Source organism: Streptomyces sp. WAC 01529 (assembly GCF_003945545.1).
GTDB lineage: Bacteria > Actinomycetota > Actinomycetes > Streptomycetales > Streptomycetaceae > Streptomyces > Streptomyces anatolicus.
The window spans coordinates 5,111,471-5,137,949 of record NZ_CP029617.1 but is presented as its reverse complement, the minus strand read 5'-3'; the positions used below and the strand labels follow the sequence as shown (position 1 = coordinate 5,137,949).

Annotated in this window: 23 protein-coding genes; 13 read left to right on the top strand and 10 right to left on the bottom strand. The window is 72.0% G+C overall.

Annotation, left to right across the window (positions count from 1 at the left end):
* Nucleotides 1-5: 5 nt before the first annotated feature.
* The 3 genes from DMA15_RS23270 to DMA15_RS23260 form a co-directional block, all read right to left on the bottom strand.
* Complete coding sequence (locus DMA15_RS23270; RefSeq protein WP_125517960.1) at nt 6-3,341, bottom strand: S8 family serine peptidase; 3,336 nt, start codon at nt 3,339-3,341, stop codon at nt 6-8.
* Nucleotides 3,342-3,541: 200 nt separating this feature from the next.
* Complete coding sequence (locus DMA15_RS23265; RefSeq protein ID WP_125514681.1) at nt 3,542-4,804, bottom strand: Ig-like domain-containing protein; 1,263 nt, start codon at nt 4,802-4,804, stop codon at nt 3,542-3,544.
* Nucleotides 4,805-5,164: 360 nt separating this feature from the next.
* The gene (locus DMA15_RS23260; RefSeq protein WP_125514680.1) at nt 5,165-5,500 is read right to left on the bottom strand and encodes a hypothetical protein; all 336 of its coding nucleotides are present in this window, start codon (nt 5,498-5,500) and stop codon (nt 5,165-5,167) included.
* A gap of 128 nt (nt 5,501-5,628) precedes the next feature.
* Here DMA15_RS23260 and DMA15_RS23255 point away from each other — a divergent pair, with 128 nt between their 5' ends.
* Both DMA15_RS23255 and DMA15_RS23250 read left to right on the top strand, forming a co-directional pair.
* Nucleotides 5,629-5,922 (top strand): LPXTG cell wall anchor domain-containing protein, encoded by a 294-nt coding sequence (locus DMA15_RS23255; RefSeq protein WP_125517959.1) that lies wholly within the window; start codon nt 5,629-5,631, stop codon nt 5,920-5,922.
* Complete coding sequence (locus DMA15_RS23250; RefSeq protein ID WP_240660249.1) at nt 5,919-6,542, top strand: AAA family ATPase; 624 nt, start codon at nt 5,919-5,921, stop codon at nt 6,540-6,542. Before DMA15_RS23255 ends, DMA15_RS23250 begins: the two co-directional genes overlap by 4 nt.
* 8 nt (nt 6,543-6,550) lie before the next feature.
* On the opposite strand, the gene hutH is transcribed toward DMA15_RS23250, so the two are convergent.
* From hutH to DMA15_RS23225, 5 genes are all read right to left on the bottom strand, one after another.
* A complete protein-coding gene (gene hutH / locus DMA15_RS23245) occupies nt 6,551-8,098 on the bottom strand; it encodes a histidine ammonia-lyase (protein ID WP_125517957.1) in 1,548 nt (515 codons plus the stop codon).
* 262 nt (nt 8,099-8,360) lie between these two features.
* Nucleotides 8,361-9,527: a GGDEF domain-containing protein gene (locus DMA15_RS23240; RefSeq protein ID WP_125514679.1), complete on the bottom strand. Its 1,167-nt coding sequence runs from the start codon at nt 9,525-9,527 to the stop codon at nt 8,361-8,363.
* A 104-nt stretch (nt 9,528-9,631) separates the two neighbouring features.
* Nucleotides 9,632-10,429: an enoyl-CoA hydratase-related protein gene (locus tag DMA15_RS23235; protein WP_125514678.1), complete on the bottom strand. Its 798-nt coding sequence runs from the start codon at nt 10,427-10,429 to the stop codon at nt 9,632-9,634.
* A 109-nt stretch (nt 10,430-10,538) separates the two neighbouring features.
* On the bottom strand, nt 10,539-11,627 hold the full coding sequence (locus tag DMA15_RS23230; protein WP_125517956.1) for an adenylate/guanylate cyclase domain-containing protein: 1,089 nt from the start codon (nt 11,625-11,627) through the stop codon (nt 10,539-10,541).
* 386 nt (nt 11,628-12,013) lie between these two features.
* Complete coding sequence (locus DMA15_RS23225) at nt 12,014-12,874, bottom strand: biotin--[acetyl-CoA-carboxylase] ligase (protein WP_125514677.1); 861 nt, start codon at nt 12,872-12,874, stop codon at nt 12,014-12,016.
* A gap of 124 nt (nt 12,875-12,998) precedes the next feature.
* On the opposite strand from DMA15_RS23225, the gene DMA15_RS23220 reads away from it, so the two are divergent.
* From DMA15_RS23220 to DMA15_RS23190, 8 genes are all read left to right on the top strand, one after another.
* Nucleotides 12,999-14,582 (top strand): acyl-CoA carboxylase subunit beta, encoded by a 1,584-nt coding sequence (locus tag DMA15_RS23220; RefSeq protein WP_125514676.1) that lies wholly within the window; start codon nt 12,999-13,001, stop codon nt 14,580-14,582.
* A gap of 20 nt (nt 14,583-14,602) precedes the next feature.
* Nucleotides 14,603-14,809: an acyl-CoA carboxylase subunit epsilon gene (locus tag DMA15_RS23215; RefSeq protein WP_125514675.1), complete on the top strand. Its 207-nt coding sequence runs from the start codon at nt 14,603-14,605 to the stop codon at nt 14,807-14,809.
* A 72-nt stretch (nt 14,810-14,881) separates the two neighbouring features.
* The gene (locus DMA15_RS38030) at nt 14,882-15,010 is read left to right on the top strand and encodes a hypothetical protein (RefSeq protein ID WP_276314365.1); all 129 of its coding nucleotides are present in this window, start codon (nt 14,882-14,884) and stop codon (nt 15,008-15,010) included.
* A gap of 28 nt (nt 15,011-15,038) precedes the next feature.
* Nucleotides 15,039-15,644, top strand: coding sequence for a nucleoside triphosphate pyrophosphatase (locus DMA15_RS23210; RefSeq protein ID WP_125514674.1), 606 nt, complete (start codon nt 15,039-15,041; stop codon nt 15,642-15,644).
* A gap of 341 nt (nt 15,645-15,985) precedes the next feature.
* Nucleotides 15,986-17,761, top strand: coding sequence for a biotin carboxylase N-terminal domain-containing protein (locus DMA15_RS23205; protein ID WP_125514673.1), 1,776 nt, complete (start codon nt 15,986-15,988; stop codon nt 17,759-17,761).
* A gap of 237 nt (nt 17,762-17,998) precedes the next feature.
* Entirely contained in the window at nt 17,999-18,880 is an 882-nt protein-coding gene (locus DMA15_RS23200) for a hypothetical protein (RefSeq protein WP_125514672.1), read from the top strand.
* A complete protein-coding gene (locus tag DMA15_RS23195; RefSeq protein WP_125514671.1) occupies nt 18,880-19,080 on the top strand; it encodes a hypothetical protein in 201 nt (66 codons plus the stop codon). The genes DMA15_RS23200 and DMA15_RS23195 overlap by 1 nt, the downstream gene beginning before the upstream one ends.
* A gap of 163 nt (nt 19,081-19,243) precedes the next feature.
* On the top strand, nt 19,244-19,807 hold the full coding sequence (locus DMA15_RS23190; RefSeq protein WP_125517955.1) for a TetR/AcrR family transcriptional regulator: 564 nt from the start codon (nt 19,244-19,246) through the stop codon (nt 19,805-19,807).
* Nucleotides 19,808-19,841: 34 nt separating this feature from the next.
* Here the strand turns inward: DMA15_RS23190 and DMA15_RS23185 are convergent, their stop codons facing one another.
* Nucleotides 19,842-20,813, bottom strand: a complete 972-nt coding sequence (locus tag DMA15_RS23185; RefSeq protein ID WP_125514670.1) for a DeoR/GlpR family DNA-binding transcription regulator — start codon at nt 20,811-20,813, stop codon at nt 19,842-19,844.
* A 176-nt stretch (nt 20,814-20,989) separates the two neighbouring features.
* The gene (locus DMA15_RS23180) at nt 20,990-22,438 is read right to left on the bottom strand and encodes an NAD(P)H-quinone dehydrogenase (protein ID WP_125514669.1); all 1,449 of its coding nucleotides are present in this window, start codon (nt 22,436-22,438) and stop codon (nt 20,990-20,992) included.
* A gap of 120 nt (nt 22,439-22,558) precedes the next feature.
* Between DMA15_RS23180 and DMA15_RS23175 the strand changes: the two genes are divergently transcribed.
* The 3 genes from DMA15_RS23175 (at nt 22,559) to DMA15_RS23165 (ending at nt 26,331) form a co-directional block, all read left to right on the top strand.
* Entirely contained in the window at nt 22,559-22,996 is a 438-nt protein-coding gene (locus DMA15_RS23175) for a gamma-glutamylcyclotransferase (RefSeq protein WP_030795388.1), read from the top strand.
* Between the two features lie 125 nt (nt 22,997-23,121).
* The gene (locus tag DMA15_RS23170) at nt 23,122-23,946 is read left to right on the top strand and encodes a purine-nucleoside phosphorylase (RefSeq protein WP_055536250.1); all 825 of its coding nucleotides are present in this window, start codon (nt 23,122-23,124) and stop codon (nt 23,944-23,946) included.
* Between the two features lie 732 nt (nt 23,947-24,678).
* A complete protein-coding gene (locus tag DMA15_RS23165; protein WP_125514668.1) occupies nt 24,679-26,331 on the top strand; it encodes a phospho-sugar mutase in 1,653 nt (550 codons plus the stop codon).
* Nucleotides 26,332-26,479 lie beyond the last annotated feature (148 nt).

The window sequence follows — 26,479 nt, the reverse complement described above, 5'->3', positions numbered from 1 at the left end:
CAAGATCACTTGCCGTAGAACGCGTTGTAGATCGACAGCGTCGACTTGTTCCCCTTCTTGTCCGTGATCTTGGCGTGGAAGGAGATCCCCTCACCCTTGGCGGGGTTCTTCACCGAGATCTTCCCGTTGACCACCTTGACCTGCTTCCAGGTCTGGCCGTAGTCGTAGGAGACGTAGGTGTAGAGGGACTTGAGGTTCGAACCCGCCGCCGAGCCCTGGAGCGTGACCGGCACGGACTGGGTCTTGCCGGCCTCCGCCCTGCTGCGCAGGTCGACCGCCGGGCTGAACCGCGCCACGGAGACGGGGAGCTTGGCGCTCTCCACCTTCTTGGAGCGGAACTTGAAGCTCGCGTCGATCCGGGTGGAGGCCGCGGCCACCTTCACGGAGCGCTTGACGGAGGTCTTCAGCTCGTACGCCGCGTCACCCGACGACACCTTGAACGGCTCGCCGACCAGCGGGCTGTCGTTCTCGCCGACCTTGGTGCCGTTGCGGTACAGCGTCGACTTCGCCGACGTGTAGAGCGAGGAGCCCGCGTGGTTCTTGCCGTCCGCGAAGAGCGGCAGGTAGCCCACGATCTCGTTGTCGTTGCGGAAGACGCCGTAGTCGCCGCCGACACGCGGACCGAAGACCGCCGTGTTGAAGGTCTTCTCGTAGCTCTGGCCCGCCTTGAAGACCTGCGGGGCACCCAGCGAGTAGGCCGCGTCGACGATGGGCCAGCCGTCGGGGGTGGTCCCCGCCTGCTGCTCCATGTCCAAGCTCCACTCCACCTTGTCCACGGTGGACAGGTGCAGCGTCCGCGTGGAGGGCAGCGGCCGCGGAATGCCGAGCGAGGAACCGCTCGAACTGCCGGGGACGTAGCCGAAGGCGTTGAGCGTGCCCTTCTTGCCCGAGCTCGACGCGCCCAGGTTCACCTTCACCTTGGCAAGCTCGCTCGCCTTGAAGTGCTTGGTGTAACCGGTCGCGACCTGCTTGACCTTGCGGCCGGTGACGACGTTGTACTCGGTGTCCTCACCCTTGGTCCAGTGCCCGTCCCACTGCTGGAACAGGGAGCCGTCGGTCACCTGCGGGCCCTGGTGCTTCGTACGGAAGTTCTCGTACGAGTCGAGGAACCAGCCGAAGCTGTAGCCCGTGCTCGCGGTGTCGATGCTGTAGTCCGGAGCCGCGAACTCCATCTTGGCGCCCTCGGCGGGCACGGTGATGTCCACCGGCTTCGTCGTGCGCGCGTCCAGCGTCACCGTGGTGTCCTTGGTGACGCTCAGCTTCGGCTGCGCGATCCAGTCGGCACCCTTGGTGAAGTCCGCCGGGTCCACGACGATCCCGGAGTTCAGGATGTAACCGCCCTTGGGCACCCGGACCTTGACGGTGCCGGAGGCGTCGAACGGGTTGTAGGACTTGTCCTTGGCGAGCCCGGTGACGCCTTCGAGGTCGGCGTCGTAGGACTTGGCCGGAGCGCCGTCCCGTCCGATGACCTTCAGCGTCAGGTCGTAGGACTCCACCTCGTTGTCGACCACGGCGGCGGTCCGCACGGACTGCCCGCCGCCGCTCGCCACCACGTACGCGGAGTACGTGCCGTCCAGCGCGGCGCCGCGCTTGGGGTCGGCGGTCAGGTCGACCGAGGCCGAACCGCCCGCGGGGACGGTCACCTTCTTCGCGCCGAGGGCGAAGAAACCGGCCGGGGCCGTGCGGCCCTTCGGGTCCTTGCCGGAGACGGTCAGGTCGAGGGTGACGGGGTCCTTGCCGGTGTTCTTGTACGTGACCTTCTTGGTGACCGGCTTGTCGTCGGCGTGCGGCCACTGCTGCGTGCCGAAGTTCACCGAGACCGGGTCGGCGTAGACGGTCTGCTTGATGGCCTTGTCGACCGCGATACGGCCCGAGCCCTGCTGGAACGGCGTGTACTTGCCGTCCTTCGTGGACGCGGTCAGGGCGCCCTTCAGCTCGGCGTACTTCCAGTCGGGGTGCTGCTGCTTGAGCAGCGCGGCGGCGCCCGCGACGTGCGGGGTCGCCATCGACGTACCGGAGATCGTCAGATAGCCCGCGGGGTTCTGGCCGACCTCCCCGTCGATGATGCTGCCCGGCGCCGCGGCCGCGGTGATGTCCACACCCGGGGCCGTGACATCGGGCTTGATCGCGCCGTCGCCGACCCGCGGACCCTGGCTGGAGAACTCCGCCAGCTTGTCGTCGCCGTCGACCGCGCCGACGGTCAGCGCGGAGTCCGCGCTGCCCGGGGAGCCGACCGAACCGGGCGAGCCGTCGTTGCCCGCGGCGATCGCGAAGAGGACGCCCTTCTCCGCGGAGAGCTTGTCCACCTGCGCCTCAAGCGGGTCGACACCGGGGGTGTCACCGCCGCCGAGGCTGAGGTTGACGATGTCGGCGCCCTCGGCGACCGCCCAGTCCATGGCGGCGATGATGCCGGAGTCCTCGCCGTAGCCGTCGTCGCCGAGGACCTTGCCGTTGAGGAGCTTGGCGGCGGGCGCGACGCCCTTGAACTTGCCGCCCGACTTCGCGCCCGTACCGGCCGCGGTGGACGCGACGTGCGTGCCGTGGCCGTAGCGGTCCTTGGCGTCCGGGGACGGCGTGAAGTTCTTCTCCGCCACCACCTGGTCCTTGAGGTCCGGGTGGGTGGCGTCGACGCCGGTGTCCAGGACGGCGATCTTCACGCCCTTGCCGTCGTACCCGGCGGCCCACGCCTTGTCGGCGCCGATCTGCTTGACGCTCTTGTCCAGGCGCGCCTTGCGGACGCCGTCGAGCCAGACGTGGCCGACGCCGGACGCGGCGGTGCGGGCGTCGCCCTTGCCGCTGGTGAGGGCCGCCCACAGGTCGGCGGCGTCGCTCTTGGGCGTGGTGACCGCGTCCGCGTTCAGCGACTTCAGGGTCCTGCGGACCGTGGTGTCACCGGCGGAGCGGACATCGGCCTTGGCGCCGGCCGCGGCTCCCTTGTAGCCGACGATGAGCTTGAGGCCCTTCTTCTGGGCCGCTCGGTTGCGCTTGCTGTTCAGCTCGGTGACGTCGAACAGCCGCTGGTCGATCTTGCCGTCGGCTATCAGCCGCTGCGCGTCGGCGGGTATCAGCAGCGTGTGCCCGCCGCTGCGCCGCACCTGCACGGGTATGTGCTCGCGCCCCTTGGCCCGCTCCAGGCCGACGACGCGGCCCTTGGCGTCCACGACGGCCCGGTCACCGGTGATCAGCGTGATGCGGTGGTTGCCCACGGCCTTGCCCGCCGTGCCCTGCGCACCGATCACGTCCCCCGCGGGTACCGGCTCCGCTGCCGCCGGGCTGGTCATGCCCGCCGCAAGCGCCACGGCGACCGCCGCGGCGACGCTGGCCCCGCACGCTCTCTTCACTTGTCTGTGCAAGTCTCCCCCTGGAGGTTCAGGGGCTGTCGCCCCTCGTGGAGCGAAGTATGCCCAGAGCCGAACATCTGCTCAATAGTGGGGAGTAAGTGGAGAGTTGGTACGGGTGCGTTTTCGGCCCGCACCCCTTTCGGGATGCGGGCCGCGTTCATGCCTGTCGTACGACCGTTCCGCCGTACGAGCGTGTGGGGTCAGACGGCGGAGCCGGCCTTCCACTGCGCCCAGTCCATGTTCCAGCCGTTGAGGCCGTTGTCCGGGGCGATGGTCTTGTCGCCGGTGTTGCGGACGTCGACGACGTCACCGGTGATGGTGTTGTCGAAGAACCACGCGCCGGGCTTGCTCTTGTCGCCCGCGCCCTTGGCGTCCTCGAGACCGATGCAGCCGTGGCTGGTGTTGGCGTTGCCGAAGATGGACGGCGAGCCCCAGTAGTTGCCGTGGATGAAGGTGCCCGACGAGGACAGGCGCATGGCGTGCGGCACGTCCTTGATGTCGTACTCGCCCTTGCCGTCGCCGTCCTTGAAGCCGACGGTCGCGCCGTCCATGCGGGTCTCCTTGAACATCTCGGAGATCACCATCTTGCCGTTGTACGTCTTGTTCTCCGGCGAGCCCGCGGAGATCGGGATGGTCTTGACGACCTTGCCGTCCCGGGTGACCTTCATCGTCTTCGTCTTGGCGTCGACGATGGAGACCTGGTTGCGCCCGATCTTGAACTGGACGGTCTTCTGCTGGACGCCGTAGACACCGTCGGCACCCTCGACACCGTCGAGGCTCATCTTGAGCGTGACGGTGGAGTTGCCCTTCCAGTAGTCCTCGGGGCGGAAGTCCAGGCGGTTGTTGCCGAACCAGTGGCCGGCGATCTCCTGGCCGCTGGTGGACGACACCTTGATCGCGGACTGGACTTCCTTCTTGTTCGTGATGCCCTTGTCGAAGTTGATCGACACGGGCATGCCGACGCCGACCGTGGAGCCGTCCTCCGGCGTGAAATTGCCGATGAAGCTGTTGGCCTGCGAGACGGTCGTGAACGCGGAGTTCTCGTGCGCCTTGCGGCCCTCGGAGTCCGTGGCGGTCGCCGAGATCTTGTACTTCGTGGCGCGCTCGAGCTGGGCGGCGGGCTTCCAGCTCTTCTTGTCAGCGGATATCTGACCGGCCACGGCCTTGCCCTCGGCGGACTTCATCGTCACGGCGGTGAGTGTGCCGTCGCTGACCGTGACCTTGGCCGCGCTGTTGATGCTGGCGTTGTCGGAGCCGTTCTTCGGCGCGATCCTGATCTGGGCGGCGGAGGTCTTCTTGGCCGCCGCCTCGTCGACCTGGTTCTGCGACTCCTTGCCGCCGGAGGCCTTGTCGCCGTCGTCGCCGTTGCACGCCGAGAGCACGAGCACGCCGCCGACGAGAGCGGACACGGCCGCCAGGCCCTTGCGTCCGCGCCCCGGCTTGCGACGCCTACTGTCCGTCATCACACGCATCTCCATAGTTGCCGAATCCCCGAATGAGGCCGGATACCCGAATGTGTCCGGATACCCGGACCAGCCCCGGGAGCCCCTCGTCACCCGCATAACGTTCTGCCCGGTTCGTCCCGTTCCACTACCGCACCGGGTGTGGGGAACACCACCTCCGCGGTACTGGAACCGTCCCCTGCCCCCACTGTGCGGCATGGGAGGGCCCACGGGAAAACCGATCATCACGCGGGGGTGAGACGACGGGACCCCGGACGGCGGTTGCTGTCCGGGGTCCCCGATTCCGGATCGTCCAATCCGGTTCGCGCCGCCGACTTGCACCGACTCGCGCTGCCGGTCATGCCGGCTCGCGCCGTCGGCTCACACCAACTCGTCGTCCTCGTCGTCATCATCCTCGTCCGGGTCCCAGTCCGGCGAATCGGGGTCGTAGTCGACCATCTCGCTGCTCCACGAGGCCTGCGTCAGCTCGACCCCGGGGACCGCGCTGACCAGGTCGAACGGATCCACCAGATAGGCGAGCGCCTCGGCGCCGTCCTCCTTGACGGCGGCCTCGGCGTGCGCGCGCTCCTCGGCGGGCATCCGCTCGTCCTCGGCGATGCGCCCCAGCGCCGCGCCGGTCAGCTTTCCGGCGTCATCGATCTCGACCACCATTTCGACCCGCAGTCGCACAAACCGTGATGTCTCGTCTCCAGTCATATGACGGAGCGTACGGCCCGGCTCCCCCGCGACTTTCCCGCGACCCGCGCCTTTCACTACCATCGGCCCACACGGCCAATTCGCCAGCACCACAAGGGGGATCCGATTCCGTGTCCGCACGTCGATCCATGCTGACCGCCACCGCCGCAGGAGCCCTCCTCGGCGCCTTGTGGTTCGTCCCCTCCGCGAACGCGACCTCTCCGGGGCCGCACGAGACGGCCCGGGACGACAGGCCCACGACCTCGGCAGCAGCACCTCACCACGAGACGGCCGCGTCCACCGGCCGCCTCGCGGACACCGGCAGCTTCGACACGACTCCGTACGTGATCGGCGGGACGGCGTTCCTCGGCCTGGGAGCGGGCTTCGTCGCCTACTCCGTACGCAGAGAGCGTTCGGCCGGGGCCCGCGGCGCGGCGTACTGAACGGCGGCGCGGCCATCGCCCCACCCTGGGACATCCTGCTGATCGGCGGTGCGTCCGGCATCGGCAAGAGCCGGGTCGCCGCCGAACTGGCCGAGGAGTCGAAGGCGTTCGTCGTCGAGTTCGACGACGTGGTCGGCGCGGTCCAGGCGATCACCACGGCCGAGGGGCACCCGGGGCTCCACCGTTTCGACGGCCTCGACGTCTCCCGGCTCTCCCCGGAGCGGGTCCTGGACGAGCAGATCGCCACCGCCGAGGCCCTGGACCCCGCGCTCCTGGGGGTCGTGCGCAACCGCCTGACCGTCGACGTGCCCGCGGTGATCGAGGGCGACTACCTCACGCCCGCGGCCGCGGCGCTCGCCATGCGCGAGGGCGCCGCCGCCGGGCGCGAGGTGCGGGCCGTCTTCCTCCATGAGGGCGACCCGCGCCGGATCACGGCCAACTACGCCTGCCGGGAGCCCGGCAGCGGGGACCAGTCCGCGCGCGCCGAGGTCAGCGCCGCGTACTCCCACTGGCTCGCCCGGCAGGCGGCCCTGCGCGCGCTGCCCGTGGTCGACTCGCGCCCCTGGACCACGCTCACCCGCCGCATCCGGCAGGCCCTGCGCGAGGGCCTGCCGGTCTGAGTGCGGTTCTAGGCCAGCGGGCCGGTGACCGGCTCCACGGCCGCGAGCAGCCCGCCCGAGCGGACGAACGCGTCCGCCGCCGCCAGGTCCGGGGCGAGGAAGCGGTCCGGGCCCGGCCCCTCGACGCCCGCCTTGCGGGCCGCCTCGATGACCGCGCGGGTGGCGGGGGCCGGGGTGAGGCCCTCGCGCAGCTCGACGGCGCGGGTCGCGGCATACAGCTCGATGGCCACGACGCGGGTCAGGTTGTCGACGGCCGTACGGAGTTTGCGCGCCGCCGACCAGCCCATGGAGACGTGGTCCTCCTGCATGGCGGAGGACGGGATGGAGTCGGCGGAGGCGGGGACCGCGAGCCGCTTCATCTCGCTGACCAGGGCCGCCTGCGTGTACTGAGCGATCATCAGGCCCGAGTCGACCCCGGCGTCGTCCGCGAGGAAGGGCGGCAGGCCGTGCGAGCGGTTCTTGTCGAGGAGGCGGTCGGTGCGACGCTCGGCGATCGAGCCGAGGTCCGCGGCGGCGATCGCGAGGAAGTCCAGGACGTACGCGACCGGGGCGCCGTGGAAGTTGCCGTTGGACTCCACGCGGCCGTCGGGCAGCACGACGGGGTTGTCGACGGCGGCGGCCAGCTCGCGCTCGGCGACCGTGCGGGCGTGCGCCATGGTGTCGCGTCCCGCGCCCGCGACCTGCGGGGCGCAGCGCACCGAGTAGGCGTCCTGGACGCGCGGGGCGTCGTCCTGGTGGTGGCCGGTGAGGCCCGAACCGGCGAGGACCGCGAGCATGTTGGCGGCGGACGCGGCCTGGCCGGGGTGCGGGCGGATGGCGTGCAGCTCGGGGGCGAGGACCTTGTCCGTGCCGAGCAGGGCTTCGAGGGTGAGGGCCGCGGTGACGTCGGCCGACTTGTAGAGCTTCTCCAGGTCGGCGAGGGCCATGACGAGCATGCCCAGCATGCCGTCGGTGCCGTTGAGGAGGGCGAGCCCCTCCTTCTCGCGCAGCTCGACCGGGGTGATGCCGTGCGCGGCGAGCAGCTCGCCCGCGGGCCTCAGCTCGCCGTCGGGGCCTTCGGCGTCACCCTCGCCCATCAGCGTCAGCGCGCAGTGGCTGAGCGGGGCGAGGTCGCCGGAGCAGCCGAGCGAGCCGTATTCGTGGACGACCGGGGTGATGCCCGCGTTGAGCACGTCGGCCATCGTCTGCGCGACCTCGGGGCGTACGCCGGTGTGGCCCGAGCAGACCGTCTTCAGGCGCAGGAACATCAGCGCGCGGACCACCTCGCGCTCCACGCGCGGGCCCATGCCCGCGGCGTGCGAGCGGACGATGTTGCGCTGGAGCTGGGCGCGGAGGTCGGGGCCGATGTGGCGGCTCGCCAGGGCTCCGAAGCCGGTCGAGACGCCGTAGACGGGGTCGGGCTTGGCCGCGAGGGCGTCGACGATCTCCCGCGAGGCGGCGAGGGCGGTCCGCGCCTCGTCACTCAGTTCGACGCGCGCGTTCCCGCGCGCGACGGCGACGACATCCGCCGCGGTCGTCCCGGACGTCCCAAGGGCCACGGTGCCCACGCTGTGCATATCCATATTCAGCAGCGTACGGATTGAATCGCCAGGTGTCACGGGTGGATGCGGCCGGGACCACTTACGCGACGGACACGGCACGCCCGGGGCGTCTGGCCCGGAGCGCCCCGGCCCCTGAAACGGGCGGAGCACCCCTTGGTCCCGCCCGGCCGAACCGAGCAGGCGGCCCGGCGGGACCGGGCCTCGCCCCGCCTGCCGCGCCTCCGCGGACGTATGTACCTCGCACCCCGAACCACCGGGCGCCGCGCGCCCGAGCCGCCTACCCCGGCGCCCCCCGCCCCCGGAACCGGCGGCGCTCCCCCGGATCGTCCGTGCGCGGGGGCGAGTCCGCGAGGCTGATCACCGGGTCCCGGCCGCCCGCCGGGCCCTCGCGGCCCGCCACCACCGGCTTCGCCGCGCGTGCCGCCTTCGCCCGGTACTGGGCCGCGTCCGCGAGGCGGAAGAGGCGGCGGGCCGAGCGGACCGGGCCGATCGGGTCGCCGGTGGAGGCGACCCCGCAGGCGACGCCGTCGCCGTGCTCCAACTCGGCCGCCCGCAGGCACAGTTCATCGGCGACCCGCACCACCTCGTCCGCGGTCGGCCCCACGGCGAGCAGACAGAACTCGTCGCCGCCGAGCCGCGCCGCCAGCGTGCCCGGCAGCATCGCCCCGCAGAGCGAGAGGATCGAGCCGAAGCGCTCCAGGAGGCGGTCACCCACGGCGTGGCCCCGGGTGTCGTTGACCCGCTTGAGTCCGTTCACGTCACAGACGACCAGGCTCACCACGGCCCCGGCGGCGCGGTGCCGCTCCACCGCCTCGTCCAGGCGCAGATCCACCGCGCGCCGGTTGGCGAGCCCTGTCAGCGCGTCCGTGAAGGCAAGGCGGCGGGCCTCCTCAAGGCGCTCGGTCTGGGCGATCCCGGCGGCGGCCACCGCCGCGAGCACCGTGGCGAAGTCGGCGTCGGAGCGGCCGAAGACGGGCGCCCCCACCGGCCTCGCCACATACAGCTCGCCCCACGCCCGCCCGTGCAGCACGATCGGCGCGACCACACAGCAGCCCCGCCCGCGCCGGCGCAGCGCCGTGACGCGCTGGTGGCAGTAGCCCGCGGAGCGGCCGCCCCGGGGGCCCTCGGCCGTCTCGACCCACGCGTTCGGCTCCCCGCCGCCGACCCAGCGCTCGTGCAGGAACTCGGTGATCTCCGGGAACTGATGGACGGGGTACGCCTCCCCCTCGGGGAACTCCTCCTCGCCCTCGGCCCGTTCGCCCGCGTTCACGAGCACCCGCAGCCGGCCCAGGTCCCGCTCCCACACGGAGAGCGCGGCGAAGTTGCCGCTCAGCCCGCGGCAGGCACCGAGGGCGGCGGCCCGCCAGGACTCACGCGGAGTCCGCGCGGCGGCCATTCCCCGCGCCAGCTCCACCACGGCCCGCAGCCGGACATCCTCACCCATCACTCCAGGCTATGACGTTTACGGCAATGCCGAACTTCGGGACATAACTCTGCGTACTCCCCGCGCTCCGCTCCCCGCACCCCGCTCCCCGCACCCGGGTCTCCCTACTCCCCGGGCCACTGCGGCTTCCGCTTCTCGTTGAACGCCGCGACGCCCTCCGCCCGGTCGCCCGAGAACGCCACCGCACGCCACGCCGCGTCCTCCACCTCGAGACCGGCCCGCAGGTCGAGGCCGTGCCCCAGGCGCAGCGCACGCTTGGCGGCGCGCAGCCCGACCGGCGAGTTGGCGGCCATACGGGCGCCGAGCGCGAGCGCCTCCGTACGCGCCTCGCCCTCCCCCACCAGCAGGTCGACGAGGCCCAACTCCCTTGCCTCGGCAGCCTCCACGCGCCGCGCCGAGAAGATCAGCTCGGCGGCGCGGGCGGCACCGACGCGGCGCGGCAGGAGCTGCGTACCGCCGCCGCCCGGGATGACACCGACGGAGACTTCGGGCAGCCCGACGACCGCGCTCGGGTCGGCGACGATCACGTCACAGGAGAGCGCGAGTTCGAACCCGCCCCCGAGCGCGAAGCCGTGCACGGCGGCGACGGTGGGCATGGGCAGCTCAAGCACGCCGGTGTAGCAGGCGCGGGAGGCGGGGCGCTGGCGGAGCAACTCGGCGTCGCTGAGGGAGTTGCGCTCCTTGAGGTCGGCGCCCACGCAGAACGCCCGCTCGTGGGTGGACGTCACGACGACGACCCGGGCGTCGCGGTCCTCACAGAGGGCGGCGCAGGCGGCGGCGATGGAGCGGGCCATCTCCAGGGAGACGGCGTTCATCGCCTTCGGGCGGTCCAGGACGAGTTCGACGACATGGCCGTGCCGCCTGACCGCCACGTACGCCCCGTACCGCTGCTCGTCACCCATGACCGACGCCTCCTCCGGTTAACGACCGTTACCCGGCCGATCATGTCAGCCGGGCCCGACGCCGGGAAGAGGCATCACGGCATGCGGCGGGCGCCTGGGGCCCGGCGCGTCACGGCGTACGGCGGGCGAGGAGCCAGGGCTCGACGACGCCGAGGCCGCGTACGGGCCGCTGCCACATCGGCTGGAGCGCGAAGCGGTACGAGGGCGGCTCCTCGCCCTCCTTCTCGGCCGCGGCGGCGGCCTCCGCGGCCTGCGCCTCGGAGGCGGGGGCGTCGCCGGTGCGCGTCAGCTCCTCGGCGAACGCGCCGTCCACCAGGACGGCGTCCCGGGGCGCTATCGACGTGAGCCGGCTCGCGAGGTTCACCGTCGTACCGAAGACGTCGCCCATGCGCGTCGTCACGGTCCCGAAGGCGATCCCGACGCGCAGCTCCGGCATGGTCTCGTCGTTGGCCATGGTCTCGATGAGCCGCAGCGAGATCTCCGCGGCGACGCCCGCGTCGTCGGCTGCGTACAGGACCTCGTCGCCGAGCGTCTTGATGAGCCGTCCGCCGTGCGCGGCCACGAGGTCCGCGGCGGTGGTCTCGAAGGCCTCGACGAGTTCGCCGAGTTCCTCCTCCTCCATGCGCCGGGTCAGCCGGGTGAAGCCGACCAGGTCGGCGAAGCCGACGGCCAGCCTGCGGTCGACCATCTCCTCGTCGTCGGCGGCCTGCACGACGCGGCCCGTGGCGGCGGCGAGCTGGCGGCGCCAGACGTAGACGAGGAACTCCTCCAGCTCGGGCAGGAGCAGTTCGATCAGCGGGTACGTGACTTCCGTGCGGGTCATGCCCGGCTCGGGGGGCTCGGTGAGCCCCTCCAGGAAGGAGTCGATCTGCCACTCGGCGAGCCGTGCGGTGGTCTGCCCGGTCGACCGGGCCACCTGCACCGCCATGGCCTCGCTGAGCAGCCCCGCCTCGACGAGGCCGGCCAGGCGCCGCAGCGCGAGCACGTCGGCCTCCGTCAGCGCCTTGGCCTGGCCGATGTCGGGGAAGCCCATGGCTCGCCAGAAGCGGGACGCCAGCTCCATCGAGACGCCGGCGCTGCGGGCCGCCTGGAAGGGGGTGTAGCGGCGGTCCGCGCCGAGGATGAGCTGTTCGAGCTGGAGGGCGAGGGGGTTCTTCGCGGACTCGCCGTCCGCCTTCTCGTCCTCTACCTCGGGGATCGCGGAGGCGTCCGTCCCGGCCTCGGGACCGCGCTGTGCGCCCGCGCCGGAGCCCGTGTCATCGACGGTCACGCCTGCTGCCCTTCCGATCTGCCGCGGTCAGGTATCGACCGGCGCCAACTTTACGGCAGGTGTGCCGCAGCTCACTCCCGACTCCCCGGGAGTCGGGGGCCTGCCCTTTCCTGGCCGGGGGCCTGTGTGCTGTGCGGGGTGATTCCGTGCGGCCCCCTGCGGGACTTCTGCGGGTTCGTCGTGGTGCTCGCGCCGTTCCCCGCGCCCCTTACGGGGCCCCTTCGCGCGGGTTTGTTCGTGGTTGCTCGCGCCGTTCCCCGCGCCCCTTACGGGGCCCTCGCCAGGCCGCCCGAGCCTGCGGGGCCCTCGCAGGCTTACGGGGCCGGGCGTAGGTGGACGATGTCGCCCGCTCCCACCGGCTCCTGCACACCCTGCTCCGTGGCCAGGACCAGGCGGCCGTCGCCGTCCACCGCTACCGCCTCGCCCACGATCGCCCTGTCTCCCGGGAGTTCCGCCCGCACCCGGCGGCCCAGCGTCGCGCACCCCGCCGCGTACGCCTCCTGGAGCCGGGAGGCGGCCGGGTCGCCGTCCGCCTTCCGCCACACCCCGTACCACTGCTCAAGGGACCGCAGCACGGCCCGCAGCAAGGGGTCCCGGTCCGTCGTGCCCGCCCCGGCGAGCGCGAGGGAACCGGCCGTGGGGACCGGCAGCTCGTCCTCACGCAGTGTCACGTTGAGGCCGACGCCGACGACGATGCCTCCGTCGGCGCCCCCGGCCCGTTCGGCGAGGATGCCGCCGGCCTTGCGCTCCTCCTCACCGACAGTGACCAGAAGGTCGTTGGGCCACTTGAGTGCGGTGTCGACCCCGGCCGCCCGGGAGAGCCCCGTGGCGACGGCGACGCCGGTGAGCAGCGGCAGCCAGCCCCACCGTTCGACCGGCACCTCGGCGGGCTTGAGCAGCACGGAGAAGAAGAGCCCGGAGCGGGCCGGCGCCGACCACTGCCGGTCCAGGCGCCCGCGCCCCGCGCTCTGCTCCTCGGCGATCAGCACCGCCCCCTCGGGCAGCTCCCCGGCCCGCGCCGCGAGGTCGGTGTTGGTGGAGCCGGTGCGGGGCACCACGTCCAGGGAGGTCCAGAGGCCGCCCTCCCGCAGCAGGGTCCGCCGCAGGGAGGCGGCGTTCAGGGGCGGTCGTCCGAGGTCGGACCAGCGGTTGTCTTCAGCATCTCGCGGCGTCATGCAAGCCACCCTAGGTGTGGTAAACGCCGCACTGCCGAACCGTATCCGCGCCGATACGCTACGGGTCAGTAGCCAGCCGTAAGCCGCCATACGCACCTTTGAGCAGGCAGGGAGCCGCATCCCTATGTCCGAGATCGACATCCACACGACCGCCGGAAAGCTCGCGGACCTCCAGCGCCGCATCGAGGAGGCGACACACGCGGGATCGGCCCGCGCGGTCGAGAAGCAGCACGCAAAGGGCAAGTTGACGGCACGCGAGCGGATCGATCTGCTGCTCGACGAGGGGTCCTTCGTCGAGTTCGACGAGTTCGCGCAGCACCGCTCGACCCAGTTCGGCCTGGAGAAGAACCGGCCGTACGGCGACGGCGTGGTGACCGGTTACGGCACCGTCGACGGCCGCCCCGTAGCCGTGTTCTCGCAGGACTTCACGGTCTTCGGCGGCGCGCTCGGCGAGGTGTTCGGGCAGAAGATCGTCAAGGTCATGGACTTCGCGCTGAAGACCGGCTGCCCGGTCATCGGCATCAACGACTCCGGCGGCGCCCGCATCCAGGAGGGCGTCATGGCCCTTGGCATGTACGGCGAGATCTTCCGCCGCAACACCCACGCGTCCGGTGTGATCCCGCAGATCTCCCTGGTCGTCGGCCCGTGCGCGGGCGGCGCGGTCTACTCCCCCGCCATCACCGACTTCACGGTGATGGTCGACCAGACCTCGCACATGTTCATCACCGGCCCGGACGTCATCAAGACGGTCACCGGCGAGGACGTCGGCTTCGAGGAGCTGGGCGGCGCACGCACCCACAACTCCACCTCGGGCGTGGCCCATCACATGGCGGGCGACGAGAAGGACGCCATCGAGTACGTCAAGTCCCTTCTGTCGTACCTGCCTTCGAACAACCTCAGCGAGCCGCCCGCCTTCCCCGAGGAGGCGGACCTGGCGCCCACGGACGAGGACCGCGCGCTGGACACGCTGATCCCGGACAGCGCGAACCAGCCGTACGACATGCACGGCGTGCTCGAACACGTCCTGGACGACGGCGAGTTCTTCGAGACGCAGCCGCTCTTCGCGCCGAACATCCTCACCGGCTTCGGCCGCGTCGAGGGCCACCCGGTGGGCCTGGTCGCCAACCAGCCGATGCAGTTCGCGGGCTGCCTGGACATCGACGCCTCCGAGAAGGCGGCCCGGTTCGTGCGCACGTGCGACGCCTTCAACGTGCCGGTCCTGACCTTCGTGGACGTGCCGGGCTTCCTGCCCGGCGTCGAGCAGGAGCACACGGGCATCATTCGCCGCGGCGCCAAGCTCATCTACGCCTACGCCGAGGCCACCGTCCCGCTCATCACGATCATCACCCGCAAGGCCTTCGGCGGCGCGTACGACGTCATGGGCTCCAAGCACCTGGGCGCCGACCTGAACCTCGCCTGGCCCACCGCCCAGATCGCGGTGATGGGCGCGCAGGGCGCGGTGAACGTCCTGCACCGGCGCACCATCGCCGCGGCCGGTGACGAGGCGGCCCAGGAGGCCACGCGCGCGAAGCTGATCCAGGAGTACGAGGACGCGCTGCTCAACCCGTACACCGCGGCCGAGCGCGGATACATCGACGCCGTGATCATGCCGTCCGAGACCCGTTCACACCTCGTGCGGGGCCTGCGGCAGCTGCGTACGAAGCGGGAGTCCCTGCCTCCGAAGAAGCACGGCAACATCCCCCTGTAGACCTCTGTAGAGGAGCCCTAATGATCAAGGTCGTACGGGGCAACCCGACCCCGGAGGAGCTGGCCGCCGCGCTCGCGGTGGTCCAGGCGCGCGCCGCGGCGGTGGCGAACCAGCCGTCCGGCGCGCCCGCGCCGCCAGACGCGTGGGCCGACCCCGCGCGCGTGGCCCGCGACCGGCTGCCCGCGCCGGGGCCCACGGCGTGGGGCCGCACGTACTGGCCCGGCTAGGGCGGACCGGGCCGGGGAACTTGAGTACGCGTACTCAGGCGCCCCGGCCCGCCCGGCCGCAGTATCGGAGCCATGCTGTGGTCGGACCCCGAGAACAACCCGCCCAAGGACATGCGGGACATGCAGGCGAAGATGCGCCGTGCGGGACTCGTCCTCGCTCTGGCCATGGTCATCGCCATGTTCGTGCTGGGCATCCACTGAGCACCCGGGTGCTCGCTACCCTGGCCGCATGAGTGATCAGCAACGCCGTCTCGTGCTCGCCTCGCAGTCCCCCGCCCGCCTGGCCCTGCTGAGGCAGGCCGGTCTCGCCCCCGAGGTGATCGTCAGCGGCGTCGACGAGGACAAGGTCTCCGCGCCGACCCCCGCCGAACTCGCGCTCGCCCTGGCCGAGGCCAAGGCCTCCGTGGTCGCCGCGCGGCCCGAGGCCAAGGGTGCCCTGGTCATCGGCTGCGACTCGGTCCTCGAGCTGGACGGCCTGGCGCTCGGCAAGCCCGCCGACGCCGAGGAGGCGACCGCCCGCTGGAAGTCCATGCGCGGGCGCGCGGGCGTCCTGCAGACGGGCCACTGCGTCTACGACACCGCCACCGGGCAGTACGCGTCGGGCACGGCGTCGACCGTGGTCCGTTTCGGTGAACCCTCCGACGACGAGATCGCCGCGTACGTCGCGAGCGGCGAACCGCTGCACGTGGCGGGGGCCTTCACGCTGGACGGCCGCTCGGCGCCGTTCATCGACGGCATCGAGGGCGACCACGGCAACGTGATCGGCCTCTCCCTGCCGCTGCTGCGCCGCCTGCTCGGCCAACTGGGCGTGGGCATCACGCAGTTGTGGGCGTAGCTTTCCGCTGCCGTTACCCCTGGTACGTCGAGCTGTCGTGAACGCTACTAATGGGTAAAGGCCAGGACAAGGGCTCTTCCGATGGCAAAGAATCATTGCGCCATTCGTAGGGACTCCACAAAGAATGACCCTTCGCCGCAGCGCTGCCTCACAGAGACCTTGACCACATCCGGGGGCTACGCTGCCGGGCAGGAACCCCGCGTACCGTGGTACGACAAGGGTTTTAGCGGATCGAGGGGACCTCGCATCACACTCCGTGTGGGCAAGCTCACCCTTGGGGACGGGTCGTAAGGCCGTGTCGGCAGTCCCTAAACTCGGCTTGTTTCAAGGAGGGAGCCATCGTGCGCAAGGTGCTCATCGCCAACCGTGGCGAAATCGCTGTCCGCGTTGCCCGTGCATGCCGGGATGCAGGGATCGCGAGCGTAGCCGTCTACGCAGACCCCGACCGGGACGCTCTGCACGTCCGGGCGGCCGATGAGGCGTTCGCGCTGGGCGGTGACACTCCGGCCACCAGCTACCTGGACATCTCCAAGGTGCTGGCGGCGGCCAAGGACTCGGGGGCGGACGCGATCCACCCCGGTTACGGCTTCCTTTCGGAGAACGCCGACTTCGCGCAGGCCGTCCTCGACGCCGGCCTGATCTGGATCGGCCCGCCGCCGCAGGCCATCCGCGACCTGGGTGACAAGGTCGCCGCCCGGCACATCGCCCAGCGTGCCGGTGCCCCGCTCGTCGCGGGCACGCCCGACCCGGTCTCCGGCGCGGAGGAGGTCGTCGCCTTCGCCGAGGAGCACGGCCTGCCCATCGCCATCAAGGCGGCGTTCGGCGGTGGCGGGCGCGGCCTGAAGGTCGCCCGCACCCTCGAAGAGGTCCCGGAGCTGTACGACTCGGCGGTGCGCGAGGCAGTGGCCGCCTTCGGGCGCGGCGAGTGCTTCGTGGAGCGCTACCTCGACAAGCCGCGGCACGTGGAGACCCAGTGCCTGGCCGACAAGCACGGCAACGTGGTCGTCGTCTCCACCCGTGACTGCTCGCTCCAGCGCCGCCACCAGAAGCTGGTGGAGGAGGCCCCGGCGCCGTTCCTCTCCGAGGCGCAGGTCGCGGAGTTGTACGCCTCGTCCAAGGCGATCCTCAAGGAGGCCGGCTACGTCGGCGCGGGCACCGTGGAGTTCCTCGTCGGCGTCGACGGGACGATCTCCTTCCTGGAGGTCAACACCCGTCTCCAGGTCGAGCACCCGGTCACCGAAGAGGTCGCCGGCATCGACCTGGTCCGCGAGATGTTCCGCATCGCCGACGGCGAGGAGCTGGGCTACGGCGACCCCGAACTGCGCGGCCACTCCTTCGAGTTCCGCATCAACGGCGAGGACCCGGGCCGCAACTTCCTGCCCGCGCCCGGCACGGTGACGAAGTTCGAGGCGCCCTCGGGTCCCGGTGTCCGCCTGGACGCGGGCGTCGAGTCCGGCTCGGTCATCGGCCCGGCCTGGGACTCGCTCCTCGCCAAGCTGATCGTCACCGGCGCCACCCGCGAGCAGGCGCTCCAGCGTGCCGCACGTGCGCTGGCGGAGTTCAACGTGGAGGGCATGGCCACCGCCATCCCCTTCCACCGCGCCGTCGTCAAGGACCCGGCGTTCGCGCCCGAACTGACCGGCTCCAGCGACCCGTTCACGGTCCACACCCGCTGGATCGAGACCGAGTTCGTCAACGACATCCCGGCCTTCACGGCGCCCGCCGCCGAGGCCGAGTCGGACGAGGAGCCGGGCCGCGAGACGGTGGTCGTCGAGGTCGGCGGCAAGCGCCTGGAGGTCTCCCTGCCGTCCTCGCTCGGCATGACGATCGCCCGCACCGCCGCGGCGGGCGGCGCCCGTCCCAAGCGCCGCGCGGCCAAGAAGTCCGGCCCCGCCGCCTCCGGTGACACCCTCGCCTCGCCCATGCAGGGCACGATCGTCAAGATCGCGGTCGAGGAGGGCCAGGAGGTCAACGAGGGCGACCTGATCGTCGTCCTGGAGGCCATGAAGATGGAACAGCCCCTGAACGCACACCGCTCGGGCACGATCAAGGGCCTCACCGCGGAGGTGGGCGCCTCGCTCACCTCCGGCGCGGTGATCTGCGAGATCAAGGACTGACCCCGCTCCTCGAACGCCGGAGCAGCTGACACGACCGGGCCGGGCTGGACCATCCAGCCCGGCCCGGCGTGCGTATCGAGCCCCGCCCGGCGGGTATATCAAGCCCGTCCGGTGTTCGAGGACGGACTCGGCGGATCCGGTGAGCGACCGCACCGCGCCCCGGGGCGTGCCTCCGCAACCGGCCCGGCCCCGACCCGCGTCCTCCTCACGTAGAGCCGAAGACCACGGGGGGCTTCAGTGACACGTACAGGGGAATTACTGGCGCTGCTGACCGCCGCGGGCGTCCTCGCCGGTGCCGGGGGGCTCGCGGTGGGCGCGGGGGCCGGAGAGCGCTATGAGGCGGGGCTCGTCCTCGGGCTCGCCGCGGGGCTGGCCATGGCGCTGTTGCGGCGCTTCACCACGCTGCCGCCCGGCCGGCGCCGGCCCTACACCTACGCACTGCCGCTGCCCGCGCCCGACTGGCGGGCCCCGCCGCCCGACCCGCACGGCGAGCCCGCGGCCCTGCGCCCGTACGCCGAGCAGCGCGCCCGGCTCCTGAGCGACGCCTCCGCGCTCGGCAGCTCGCTGCGCCACAGCTGCGCGCTGGCGCCCCGGCTCCGCGCGGAACTCACCTCGTACGCCACCACCGCGTCGATCCAGGCGAGCAACTCCACGCTGCACCCCGCGGGCGACGGCGGGCCGTGCAGCCCCGACCCCGCCTACGACGCCGCGTACGCCCTCGGAGAGCTGGTCGCCGCCGTCGAGTTCAGCCGCATCGGGCTGCGGGCCCTGGAGGCGCTGGTGACCGAGCGGCCGCTGCGGCCCGACCCGCCCTGCTACTTCAACCCGCTGCACGAACGCGGCCACGCGCGCGTGGTGCTCCCCGGCGCCTCCGAAGAGGTCGCCGTCTGCCACGGCTGCGCCCTGGATCCCGCCCCGCTCCTGGTGCCGTCGGCGGCCGGGCCCGTGCCGTACCACGACAGTGACGCCGTCGACCCGCGCTGGCGGCTGCTCGGTTACGGCGCGGTGGGCCCGGACAGCGGCGCCGCCATGATCGCCGCGGCCCACGACGGGTTCCGCGCACCGCCGAGGAGCCTGCGCGGCAGCGGCGGCAAGGCGCTCCGCGCGAAGGTGAGTTGATGATCATGGAAGAGCTGGTCGCCGGTGTGCTGAGCGGGCTGCTCGTCGGCACCTGTGTCATGTACCCCCTGGTGCTGTGGCTGGTCCGGAACCTGCGCGGGGGCGCCCTGCCGCCGCACCGGCGCGAGCGCAGGGCCAGGGCGGAGCTCGAGGCCTTCTTCGGCCGCGAGGGGGGCCGCCCTCCGTCGGAGAAGGCCTGAGCCGCCGGAGAGGGGCGCTCTCCGCCGGAGGAGGCCCGGCCTCCCGCCGATCGCGCTTCACCGGCAGTGGCATCCTTGAAGGACGCGTACGTTCACGAAGGGTGCGGGGATGACGACCGGCATGGGCCAGCAGGCGAGAGCGGCGCAGCACTCCACGCGGGCCATGCGGGCCGACGCGCGCCGCAATTACGACCGGCTGCTCGCGGAGGCCCGCGCGGCCTTCGCCGAGCACGGCACCGGCACGTCCCTGGAGGACGTGGCGCGCCGCGCGGGGGTGGGCATCGGCACGCTCTACCGGCACTTCCCCAACCGGCACGCGCTGATGAGCGCGGTCTGGGAGGACGCGGTCAGCGATCTGCTCGCGCGCTCGCACGCGCTGCTCGACGACCCGCAGCCCTGTGCGGCGCTGGTGACGTGGCTGCGGGCCATCGTCACGCACGCGGGTGAGTACCGCGGCCTGTCGAGCGCCCTCATGTCGGCGTCGCAGGACGACAGTTCGGCGCTGGCGCGGTGCAGCAAGCCCATGCGCGAGGCGGGCGCGGCGCTGCTCGCCCGCGCGCAGGAGGCGGGGGCCGTGCGGCCCGACGTCTCCATCGCGGACCTGCTCCAGCTGACCAACGCGATCTCGCTGGCGGCCGAGGAGACCCCGGACGACCCGGAGTTGGCCGACCGCCTGCTCACGCTGACCCTGCGGGGCCTGAAGGCCGACGGGTGCACGGCGGCGTAAGCCCCCTGCCCGGCGGACCGGCCCCGCCCCGCGGTCAGCGGCGGCGCAGATCCGCGACGCGCGCGGCCCGCTCCCCCGGCGGCTGCTCCCCGAGGAGCGCGTTGCGCAGCTGCTGGCCGGGGCCCGCGCCGTGGTTGCGGCGCTGACCCGGCAGGGGCACGTCACGGCGCGGCTGGCGGCCCGTCTGGACGGAGTCGACGCCGGGTCCCGTGCCGGGGCTCGCGGCGCCGCCCGTCACCGCGATCTGCACGCCCTGGTCGGCCAGGGCCTGTAGTTCCGTGGCCGACCGGTCGTCGTGCGCCGGGGGTTCGTCCGTGACCAGGCGGGTGATGACGTCCGTCGGCACCGTCTGGAACATCGTGTCGGTGCCGAGCTTGGTGTGGTCGGCGAGGACCACCACCTCGGCCGCCGCCTGGACGAGCGCGCGGTCCACGCTCGCGGAGAGCATGTTGGACGTGGAAAGGCCGCGCTCGGCCGTCAGACCACTGCCCGAGAGGAAGGCGCGCGACACCCGCAGCCCTTGCAGGGACTGCTCGGCCCCGCTGCCCACGAGGGCGTAGTTGGAACCGCGCAGGGTGCCGCCGGTCATGACGACTTCGACCCTGTTGGCATGGGCCAGCGCCTGTGCCACCAACAGGGAGTTGGTGACGACGGTCAGACCGGGTACCCGCGCGAGCCGTCGGGCCAGCTCCTGCGTGGTCGTACCCGCCCCGACGACGATGGCTTCGCCTTCTTCGACGAGTCCCGCCGCGAGATCGGCGATGGCCGTCTTCTCGGCGGTCGCGAGATGTGATTTCTGCGGAAAGCCGGACTCCCGCGTGAATCCGCCCGGCAATACCGCACCGCCATGCCGGCGGTCGAGGAGTCCTTCTGCCTCCAGCGCGCGCACGTCCCGCCGTACGGTCACTTCGGAGGTCTGGACGACGCGGGCGAGCTCGCGGAGCGATACCGCTCCGTTGGCCCGCACCATTTCGAGGATCAATTGGCGACGTTCTGCAGCGAACACGAAACTGACAGTAACCCCAACGACCGTCTGCTTTCAGCAGTTTGCGCCGAATTACAGAAGTTGTTCGCACAGCAGGTCGCGGAGTGGTATAGGTGCCCAGTTACTCGGTCTATGCCGCGCGAATGGGTGACAACAGCGCGTGACCTGCGGAGTGTGGAAACAGGCCGCCGCGTCGATCAGCCCTCGCCCGCCGTCTTCCTCGTGTGGAGTTGACGCGCCACCTCGGCGATCGACCCCGAAAGCGACGGGTACACGGTGAACGCATTCGCGATCTGCTCGACCGTCAGATTGTTGTCGACCGCGATCGAGATGGGGTGGATCAGTTCCGACGCACGCGGCGCGACGACCACGCCGCCGACCACGATGCCCGTACCCGGACGGCAGAAGATCTTGACGAATCCGTCGCGGATGCCCTGCATCTTCGCGCGCGGATTGCGCAGCAGCGGCAGTTTGACGACGCGCGCGTCGATCTTGCCCGCGTCGACGTCGGCCTGGCTGTAGCCGACGGTCGCGATCTCCGGGTCGGTGAAGACGTTCGCGGAGACGGTCTTCAGGTTCAGCGGGGTCACCGCGTCGCCCAGGAAGTGGTACATCGCGATGCGCCCCTGCATGGCGGCGACGGAGGCGAGCGCGAAGACTCCGGTGACGTCACCGGCGGCGTAGACCCCCGGGGCGGAGGTCCTGGAGACCTTGTCGGTCCAGATGTGCCCGGAGTCCTTGAGCTTGACCCCGGCCTCCTCCAGGCCCATGCCGCTGCTGTTGGGGATGGCGCCGACGGCCATCAGGCAGTGCGTGCCGGAGATGACGCGGCCGTCGGCCAGCGTGACCTCGACGCGGTCGCCCACGCGCTTGGCGGAGGCGGCGCGGGAGCGGGACATCACGTTCATGCCGCGGCGCCGGAAGACGTCCTCCAGGACGGCGGCGGCGTCCGGGTCCTCGCCGGGCAGCACGCGGTCGCGGCTGGAGACGAGGGTGACGTTCGACCCGAGCGCCTGATAGGCGCCGGCGAACTCGGCTCCCGTGACACCCGAACCGACCACGATGAGCTCCTCGGGCAGCTCGTCGAGGTCGTAGACCTGGGTCCAGTTCAGGATCCGCTCGCCGTCGGGCTGGGCGTCCGGGACCTCACGCGGGTGACCGCCGGTCGCGATGAGCACGGCGTCGGCGACGAGGGTCTCCTCGCTGCCGTCGGCGGCCCGCACCACGACCCTGCGCGAACCGTCGGCCTCCTGCTGGCCCTCGAGACGGCCCCGGCCGCGCAGCACGCGCGCGCCCGCACGCGTGACGGACGCGGTGATGTCGTGGGACTGCGCGAGCGCGAGCCGCTTCACACGGCGGTTGACCTTGCCCAGGTCCACGCCGACCACGCGCGCGGGCGAGTCGATGTGCGGGGTGTCGTCCGCGACGATGATCCCCAGCTCTTCGTACGACGAATCGAAGGTGGTCATCACCTCGGCCGTCGCGATCAGGGTCTTCGACGGCACGCAGTCGGTGAGCACCGACGCCCCGCCCAGACCGTCGCAGTCGACGACGGTCACCTCCGCGCCGAGCTGGGCGGCCACCAGGGCCGCCTCGTATCCGCCGGGTCCGCCGCCAATGATCACGATCCGAGTCACGTACTCCATTGTCCCGCACGCTTCAAGGTACGGACGCGCCGGGGCCCACCGTCCGGGCGAGCGCCCACGTCCGGGCGGTCCTTCCGGCACGGAACCTGCGTCCTTGATTGCTGCCGTACCCTCGACGTCATGTCGCTCTACGCCGCGTACGCCGGCAATCTGGATCCGCGGCTCATGTCACGCCGCGCCCCGCACTCACCGCTGCGCTCGACCGGCTGGCTGACCGGCTGGCGGCTCACGTTCGGCGGGGAGCACATGGGGTGGGAGGGCGCCCTGGCGACGATCGTCGAGGCACCCCGCTCCCAGGTCTTCGTCACCCTCTATGACATCGCTCCCATGGACGAGGACTCCATGGACCGCTGGGAGGGCGTGGGCCTGGACATCTACCGGCGCATGCGGGTCCGGGTGGACACCCTGGAGGGCGAGGAGCCGGCCTGGGTGTACGTCCTCAACGGGTACGAGGGTGGCCTCCCCTCAGCGCGCTACCTCGGCGAGCTGGCGGACGCCGCGGAGTCGGCGGGGGCGCCGCACGACTATGTGATGGAGCTGCGCAAGAGGCCTTGCTGAGGCCTTGCCGAGAGGCCCTGCTCGGGGCCGCGGCGCGTTCTCGTCGGAAACGACAAAGCAACGATCGGAATCCCGTGAGCATCGTCATCTACGCGCGTAGGCCGTAACCCGCTACCCTCGTCGGCGTGAACGCTTCAGTTATTCCGGACGACATCCAGGGCGACCCGTACGCCGCCGCCGACGCCGCCGCCGCGCGGCTGCGTGAGCTGACGGGCGCCGAGACCCACGACGTCGCCCTCGTGATGGGCTCCGGCTGGGCGCCGGCCGTCGACGCGCTGGGCGAGCCCGAGGCGGACTTCGCCGTCACCGAGCTGCCCGGCTTCCCGCCGCCGGCGGTCGAGGGGCACGGTGGCCGCATCCGCTCCTTCAAGATCGGCGACAAGCGCGTGCTGGTCTTCCTGGGCCGCACCCACTACTACGAGGGCCGTGGCGTGGCTGCCGTCTCGCACGGCGTCCGCACCGCCGTGGCCGCGGGCTGCAAGACCATCGTGCTGACCAACGGCTGCGGTGGGCTGCGCGAGGGCATGCGGCCCGGGCAGCCGGTGCTGATCAGCGACCACCTCAACCTCACGGCGACCTCCCCGATCGTCGGCGCGAACTTCGTGGACCTGACGGACCTGTACTCGCCGCGGCTGCGGGCGCTCTGCAAGGAGATCGACCCCTCCCTCGAAGAGGGCGTCTACGCGCAGTTCCCCGGCCCGCACTACGAGACGCCCGCGGAGATCCGGATGGCCCGCACGATCGGTGCGGACCTGGTCGGCATGTCGACCGTCCTCGAGGCGATCGCTGCGCGCGAGGCGGGGGCGGAGGTGCTGGGCATCTCCCTGGTCACCAATCTCGCCGCCGGCATGACGGGTGAGCCGCTGAACCACGAAGAGGTCCTCCAGGCAGGGCGTGACAGCGCTACGCGCATGGGTGAGCTGCTCGGGAAGGTCCTGAACCGGATCTGACGGGGCGTCTTGGGCGGGCCTCGCCTCGCCTCGCCTCGCGTCCGCTGGTCCCGCACCCCGTGCCCCGGCTCGGCCTCCGGCGCTCCGCGCCGGGTCTTCCCCACCCACCCACCCGTTCACCCCGTACCGGGTGGGCGGGGTAGGCGGCCGGGGCGGGGGCCGTTTGCCTCGCACCGGCGGGCGGAGTTAAGGGGCCGGTGCGGGTCCGTTTGCCCCGCACCGATGGGCGGGGTAGGGGCTCGGGGCGGGGTCCGTTCCCCCCGCACCGGCGGGCGGGGTAAGGGGCCGGGGCGGGGTTCGTTTGCCCCGTACCGGCGGGCCGGGTAGGAACCGGTGGTGGCCCCCCGGGCTCACCCCCACCGGGAACCCCCACCGGCCCGCGGGCCGGATCGAGACGTGAGGGGACGTGTCGGTATTTCCGCCCGGAGCACGTCGCTTACCGCCCCGGGCCACCGAAGCAGGAGGGCGCCCGGACCGAGATGGCGAGGACGGACATACCGGCGCGGCCCCGCCCCGAGACCAACCGGGGGACCCCGGGACACCCGCACCCGGCACACCCCGCCCACCCCCGAACCAACCAGGAGGGGGAGCCCGGAGCACCCGCTCGCGGCACACCCCGACCGCCCCCAGAACAACCGGGTAGGCATACCCCGGGCACCCCACACCGCCCACCCCGATCCCACGCCCCGCCGACCGCCACAGCGACCGCCGCAACGAGAGGCTGACGACCCCGTGCAGGACAACCCCGAACTCATCGCGCGAGCCCAGGCCTGGCTGGCCGAGGACCCGGACCCCGAGACCCGCGAAGAGCTGGCCAAGCTCATCGACGCCGAGGACACCGCCGAGCTGACCGCCCGCTTCGCCGGCACGCTCCAGTTCGGCACCGCCGGCCTCCGCGGCGAGCTGGGCGCGGGCCCCATGCGGATGAACCGCTCCGTGGTGATCCGCGCGGCCGCCGGCCTCGCCGCGTACCTGAAGGCGAAGGGCGAGACCGACGGCCTGGTCGTCGTCGGCTACGACGCCCGCCACAAGTCCGCCGACTTCGCCCGCGACACCGCCGCCGTGATGACCGGCGCGGGCCTGCGCGCGGCCGTCCTGCCCCGCCCCCTGCCCACCCCCGTCCTCGCCTTCGCCATACGGCACCTCGGGGCGGTCGCGGGCGTGGAGGTCACGGCGAGCCACAACCCCCCGCGCGACAACGGCTACAAGGTCTACCTCGGCGACGGCTCGCAGATCGTGCCGCCCGCCGACGCGGAGATCGCCGCCGAGATCGCCGCGGTCGCGAGCCTGCACGACGTGCCCCGCCCCGAGAGCGGCTGGGAGATCCTCGGTGACGACGTCCTGGAGGCCTACCTGGCCCGTACGGACGCCGTCCTGGCCCCGGACTCCCCCCGCACCGCCCGCGCCGTCTACACGGCCATGCACGGCGTCGGCAAGGACACCCTCCTCGCCGCGTTCGCCCGCGCCGGCTTCCCCGCCCCGGTCCTGGTGGCCGAGCAGGCCGAGCCGGACCCGGACTTCCCGACGGTCGCGTTCCCGAACCCGGAGGAGCCGGGCGCGATGGACCTGGCCTTCGCCACGGCGGCCCGTACCACCCCGGCCCCCGACCTGATCATCGCCAACGACCCGGACGCGGACCGCTGCGCCGCCGCGGTCAAGGACGGCGAGGGCGACGCCGACTGGCGGATGCTCCGGGGCGACGAGGTGGGCGCGCTGCTCGCCGCGCACCTCGTGAAGCGCGGCGCGCGCGGCACCTTCGCCGAGTCGATCGTGTCGTCCTCCCTCCTGGGCCGGATCGCCGAGAAGGCGGGTCTCCCGTACGAGGAGACGCTGACCGGCTTCAAGTGGATCGCCCGCGTCGACGGCCTGCGCTACGGCTACGAGGAGGCCCTCGGTTACTGCGTGGACCCCGAGGGCGTACGCGACAAGGACGGCATCACCGCCGCGCTCCTCCTCACGGAGCTGGCGTCCGAGCTGAAGGAGCAGGGCCGCACCTTCCTGGACCTCCTGGACGACCTCGCCCTGGAGCACGGCCTGCACGCCACCGACCAGCTGTCGGTCCGCGTGGAGGACCTGTCCCTGATCGCGGACGCGATGCGCCGCCTGCGCGAGCAGCCCCCGGCCCGGCTCGCCGGTCTGCCGGTGACGAAGGCAGAGGACCTGACGCGGGGCACGGAGACGCTGCCGCCCACCGACGGCCTGCGCTACACGCTCGACGGGGCCCGCGTCATCGTGCGCCCGAGCGGCACCGAGCCGAAACTCAAGTGCTACCTCGAAGTGGTCGTCCCGCTGGCCTCGAAGGCGGAACTCCCGGCGGCCCGCGCGCGGGCGGCGCGGCTCCTCGCCGACATCAAGCGCGACCTCTCGGCGGCCGCGGGCATCTGAGCCCCTCCCCCTCGGAGCCTCGGACGGGTGGCCCACCCAAAAGGCCACCCGTCCGAGTGATTCCACTCCTGCGGCTGCCGCAAGGGCACGGTGCACCGCCGGTCCCCCAGGAAGGTTCGACCGGTAGCGCACGATCACGTACGCACGA

Excerpts from the sequence above, each read along its gene's own strand:
- DMA15_RS23265 (WP_125514681.1), bottom strand. The coding sequence starts at position 4,804 with ATGACGGACAGTAGGCGTCGCAAGCCGGGGCGCGGACGCAAGGGCCTG.
- DMA15_RS23260 (WP_125514680.1), bottom strand. The coding sequence starts at position 5,500 with ATGACTGGAGACGAGACATCACGGTTTGTGCGACTGCGGGTCGAAATG.
- DMA15_RS23255 (WP_125517959.1), top strand. The coding sequence starts at position 5,629 with ATGCTGACCGCCACCGCCGCAGGAGCCCTCCTCGGCGCCTTGTGGTTC.
- hutH (WP_125517957.1), bottom strand. The coding sequence starts at position 8,098 with ATGCACAGCGTGGGCACCGTGGCCCTTGGGACGTCCGGGACGACCGCG.
- DMA15_RS23240 (WP_125514679.1), bottom strand. The coding sequence starts at position 9,527 with ATGGGTGAGGATGTCCGGCTGCGGGCCGTGGTGGAGCTGGCGCGGGGA.
- DMA15_RS23235 (WP_125514678.1), bottom strand. The coding sequence starts at position 10,429 with ATGGGTGACGAGCAGCGGTACGGGGCGTACGTGGCGGTCAGGCGGCAC.
- DMA15_RS23225 (WP_125514677.1), bottom strand. The coding sequence starts at position 12,874 with ATGACGCCGCGAGATGCTGAAGACAACCGCTGGTCCGACCTCGGACGA.
- DMA15_RS23220 (WP_125514676.1), top strand. The coding sequence starts at position 12,999 with ATGTCCGAGATCGACATCCACACGACCGCCGGAAAGCTCGCGGACCTC.
- DMA15_RS23215 (WP_125514675.1), top strand. The coding sequence starts at position 14,603 with ATGATCAAGGTCGTACGGGGCAACCCGACCCCGGAGGAGCTGGCCGCC.
- DMA15_RS38030 (WP_276314365.1), top strand. The coding sequence starts at position 14,882 with ATGCTGTGGTCGGACCCCGAGAACAACCCGCCCAAGGACATGCGGGAC.
- DMA15_RS23210 (WP_125514674.1), top strand. The coding sequence starts at position 15,039 with ATGAGTGATCAGCAACGCCGTCTCGTGCTCGCCTCGCAGTCCCCCGCC.
- DMA15_RS23195 (WP_125514671.1), top strand. The coding sequence starts at position 18,880 with ATGATCATGGAAGAGCTGGTCGCCGGTGTGCTGAGCGGGCTGCTCGTC.
- DMA15_RS23190 (WP_125517955.1), top strand. The coding sequence starts at position 19,244 with ATGCGGGCCGACGCGCGCCGCAATTACGACCGGCTGCTCGCGGAGGCC.
- DMA15_RS23180 (WP_125514669.1), bottom strand. The coding sequence starts at position 22,438 with ATGGAGTACGTGACTCGGATCGTGATCATTGGCGGCGGACCCGGCGGA.
- DMA15_RS23175 (WP_030795388.1), top strand. The coding sequence starts at position 22,559 with ATGTCGCTCTACGCCGCGTACGCCGGCAATCTGGATCCGCGGCTCATG.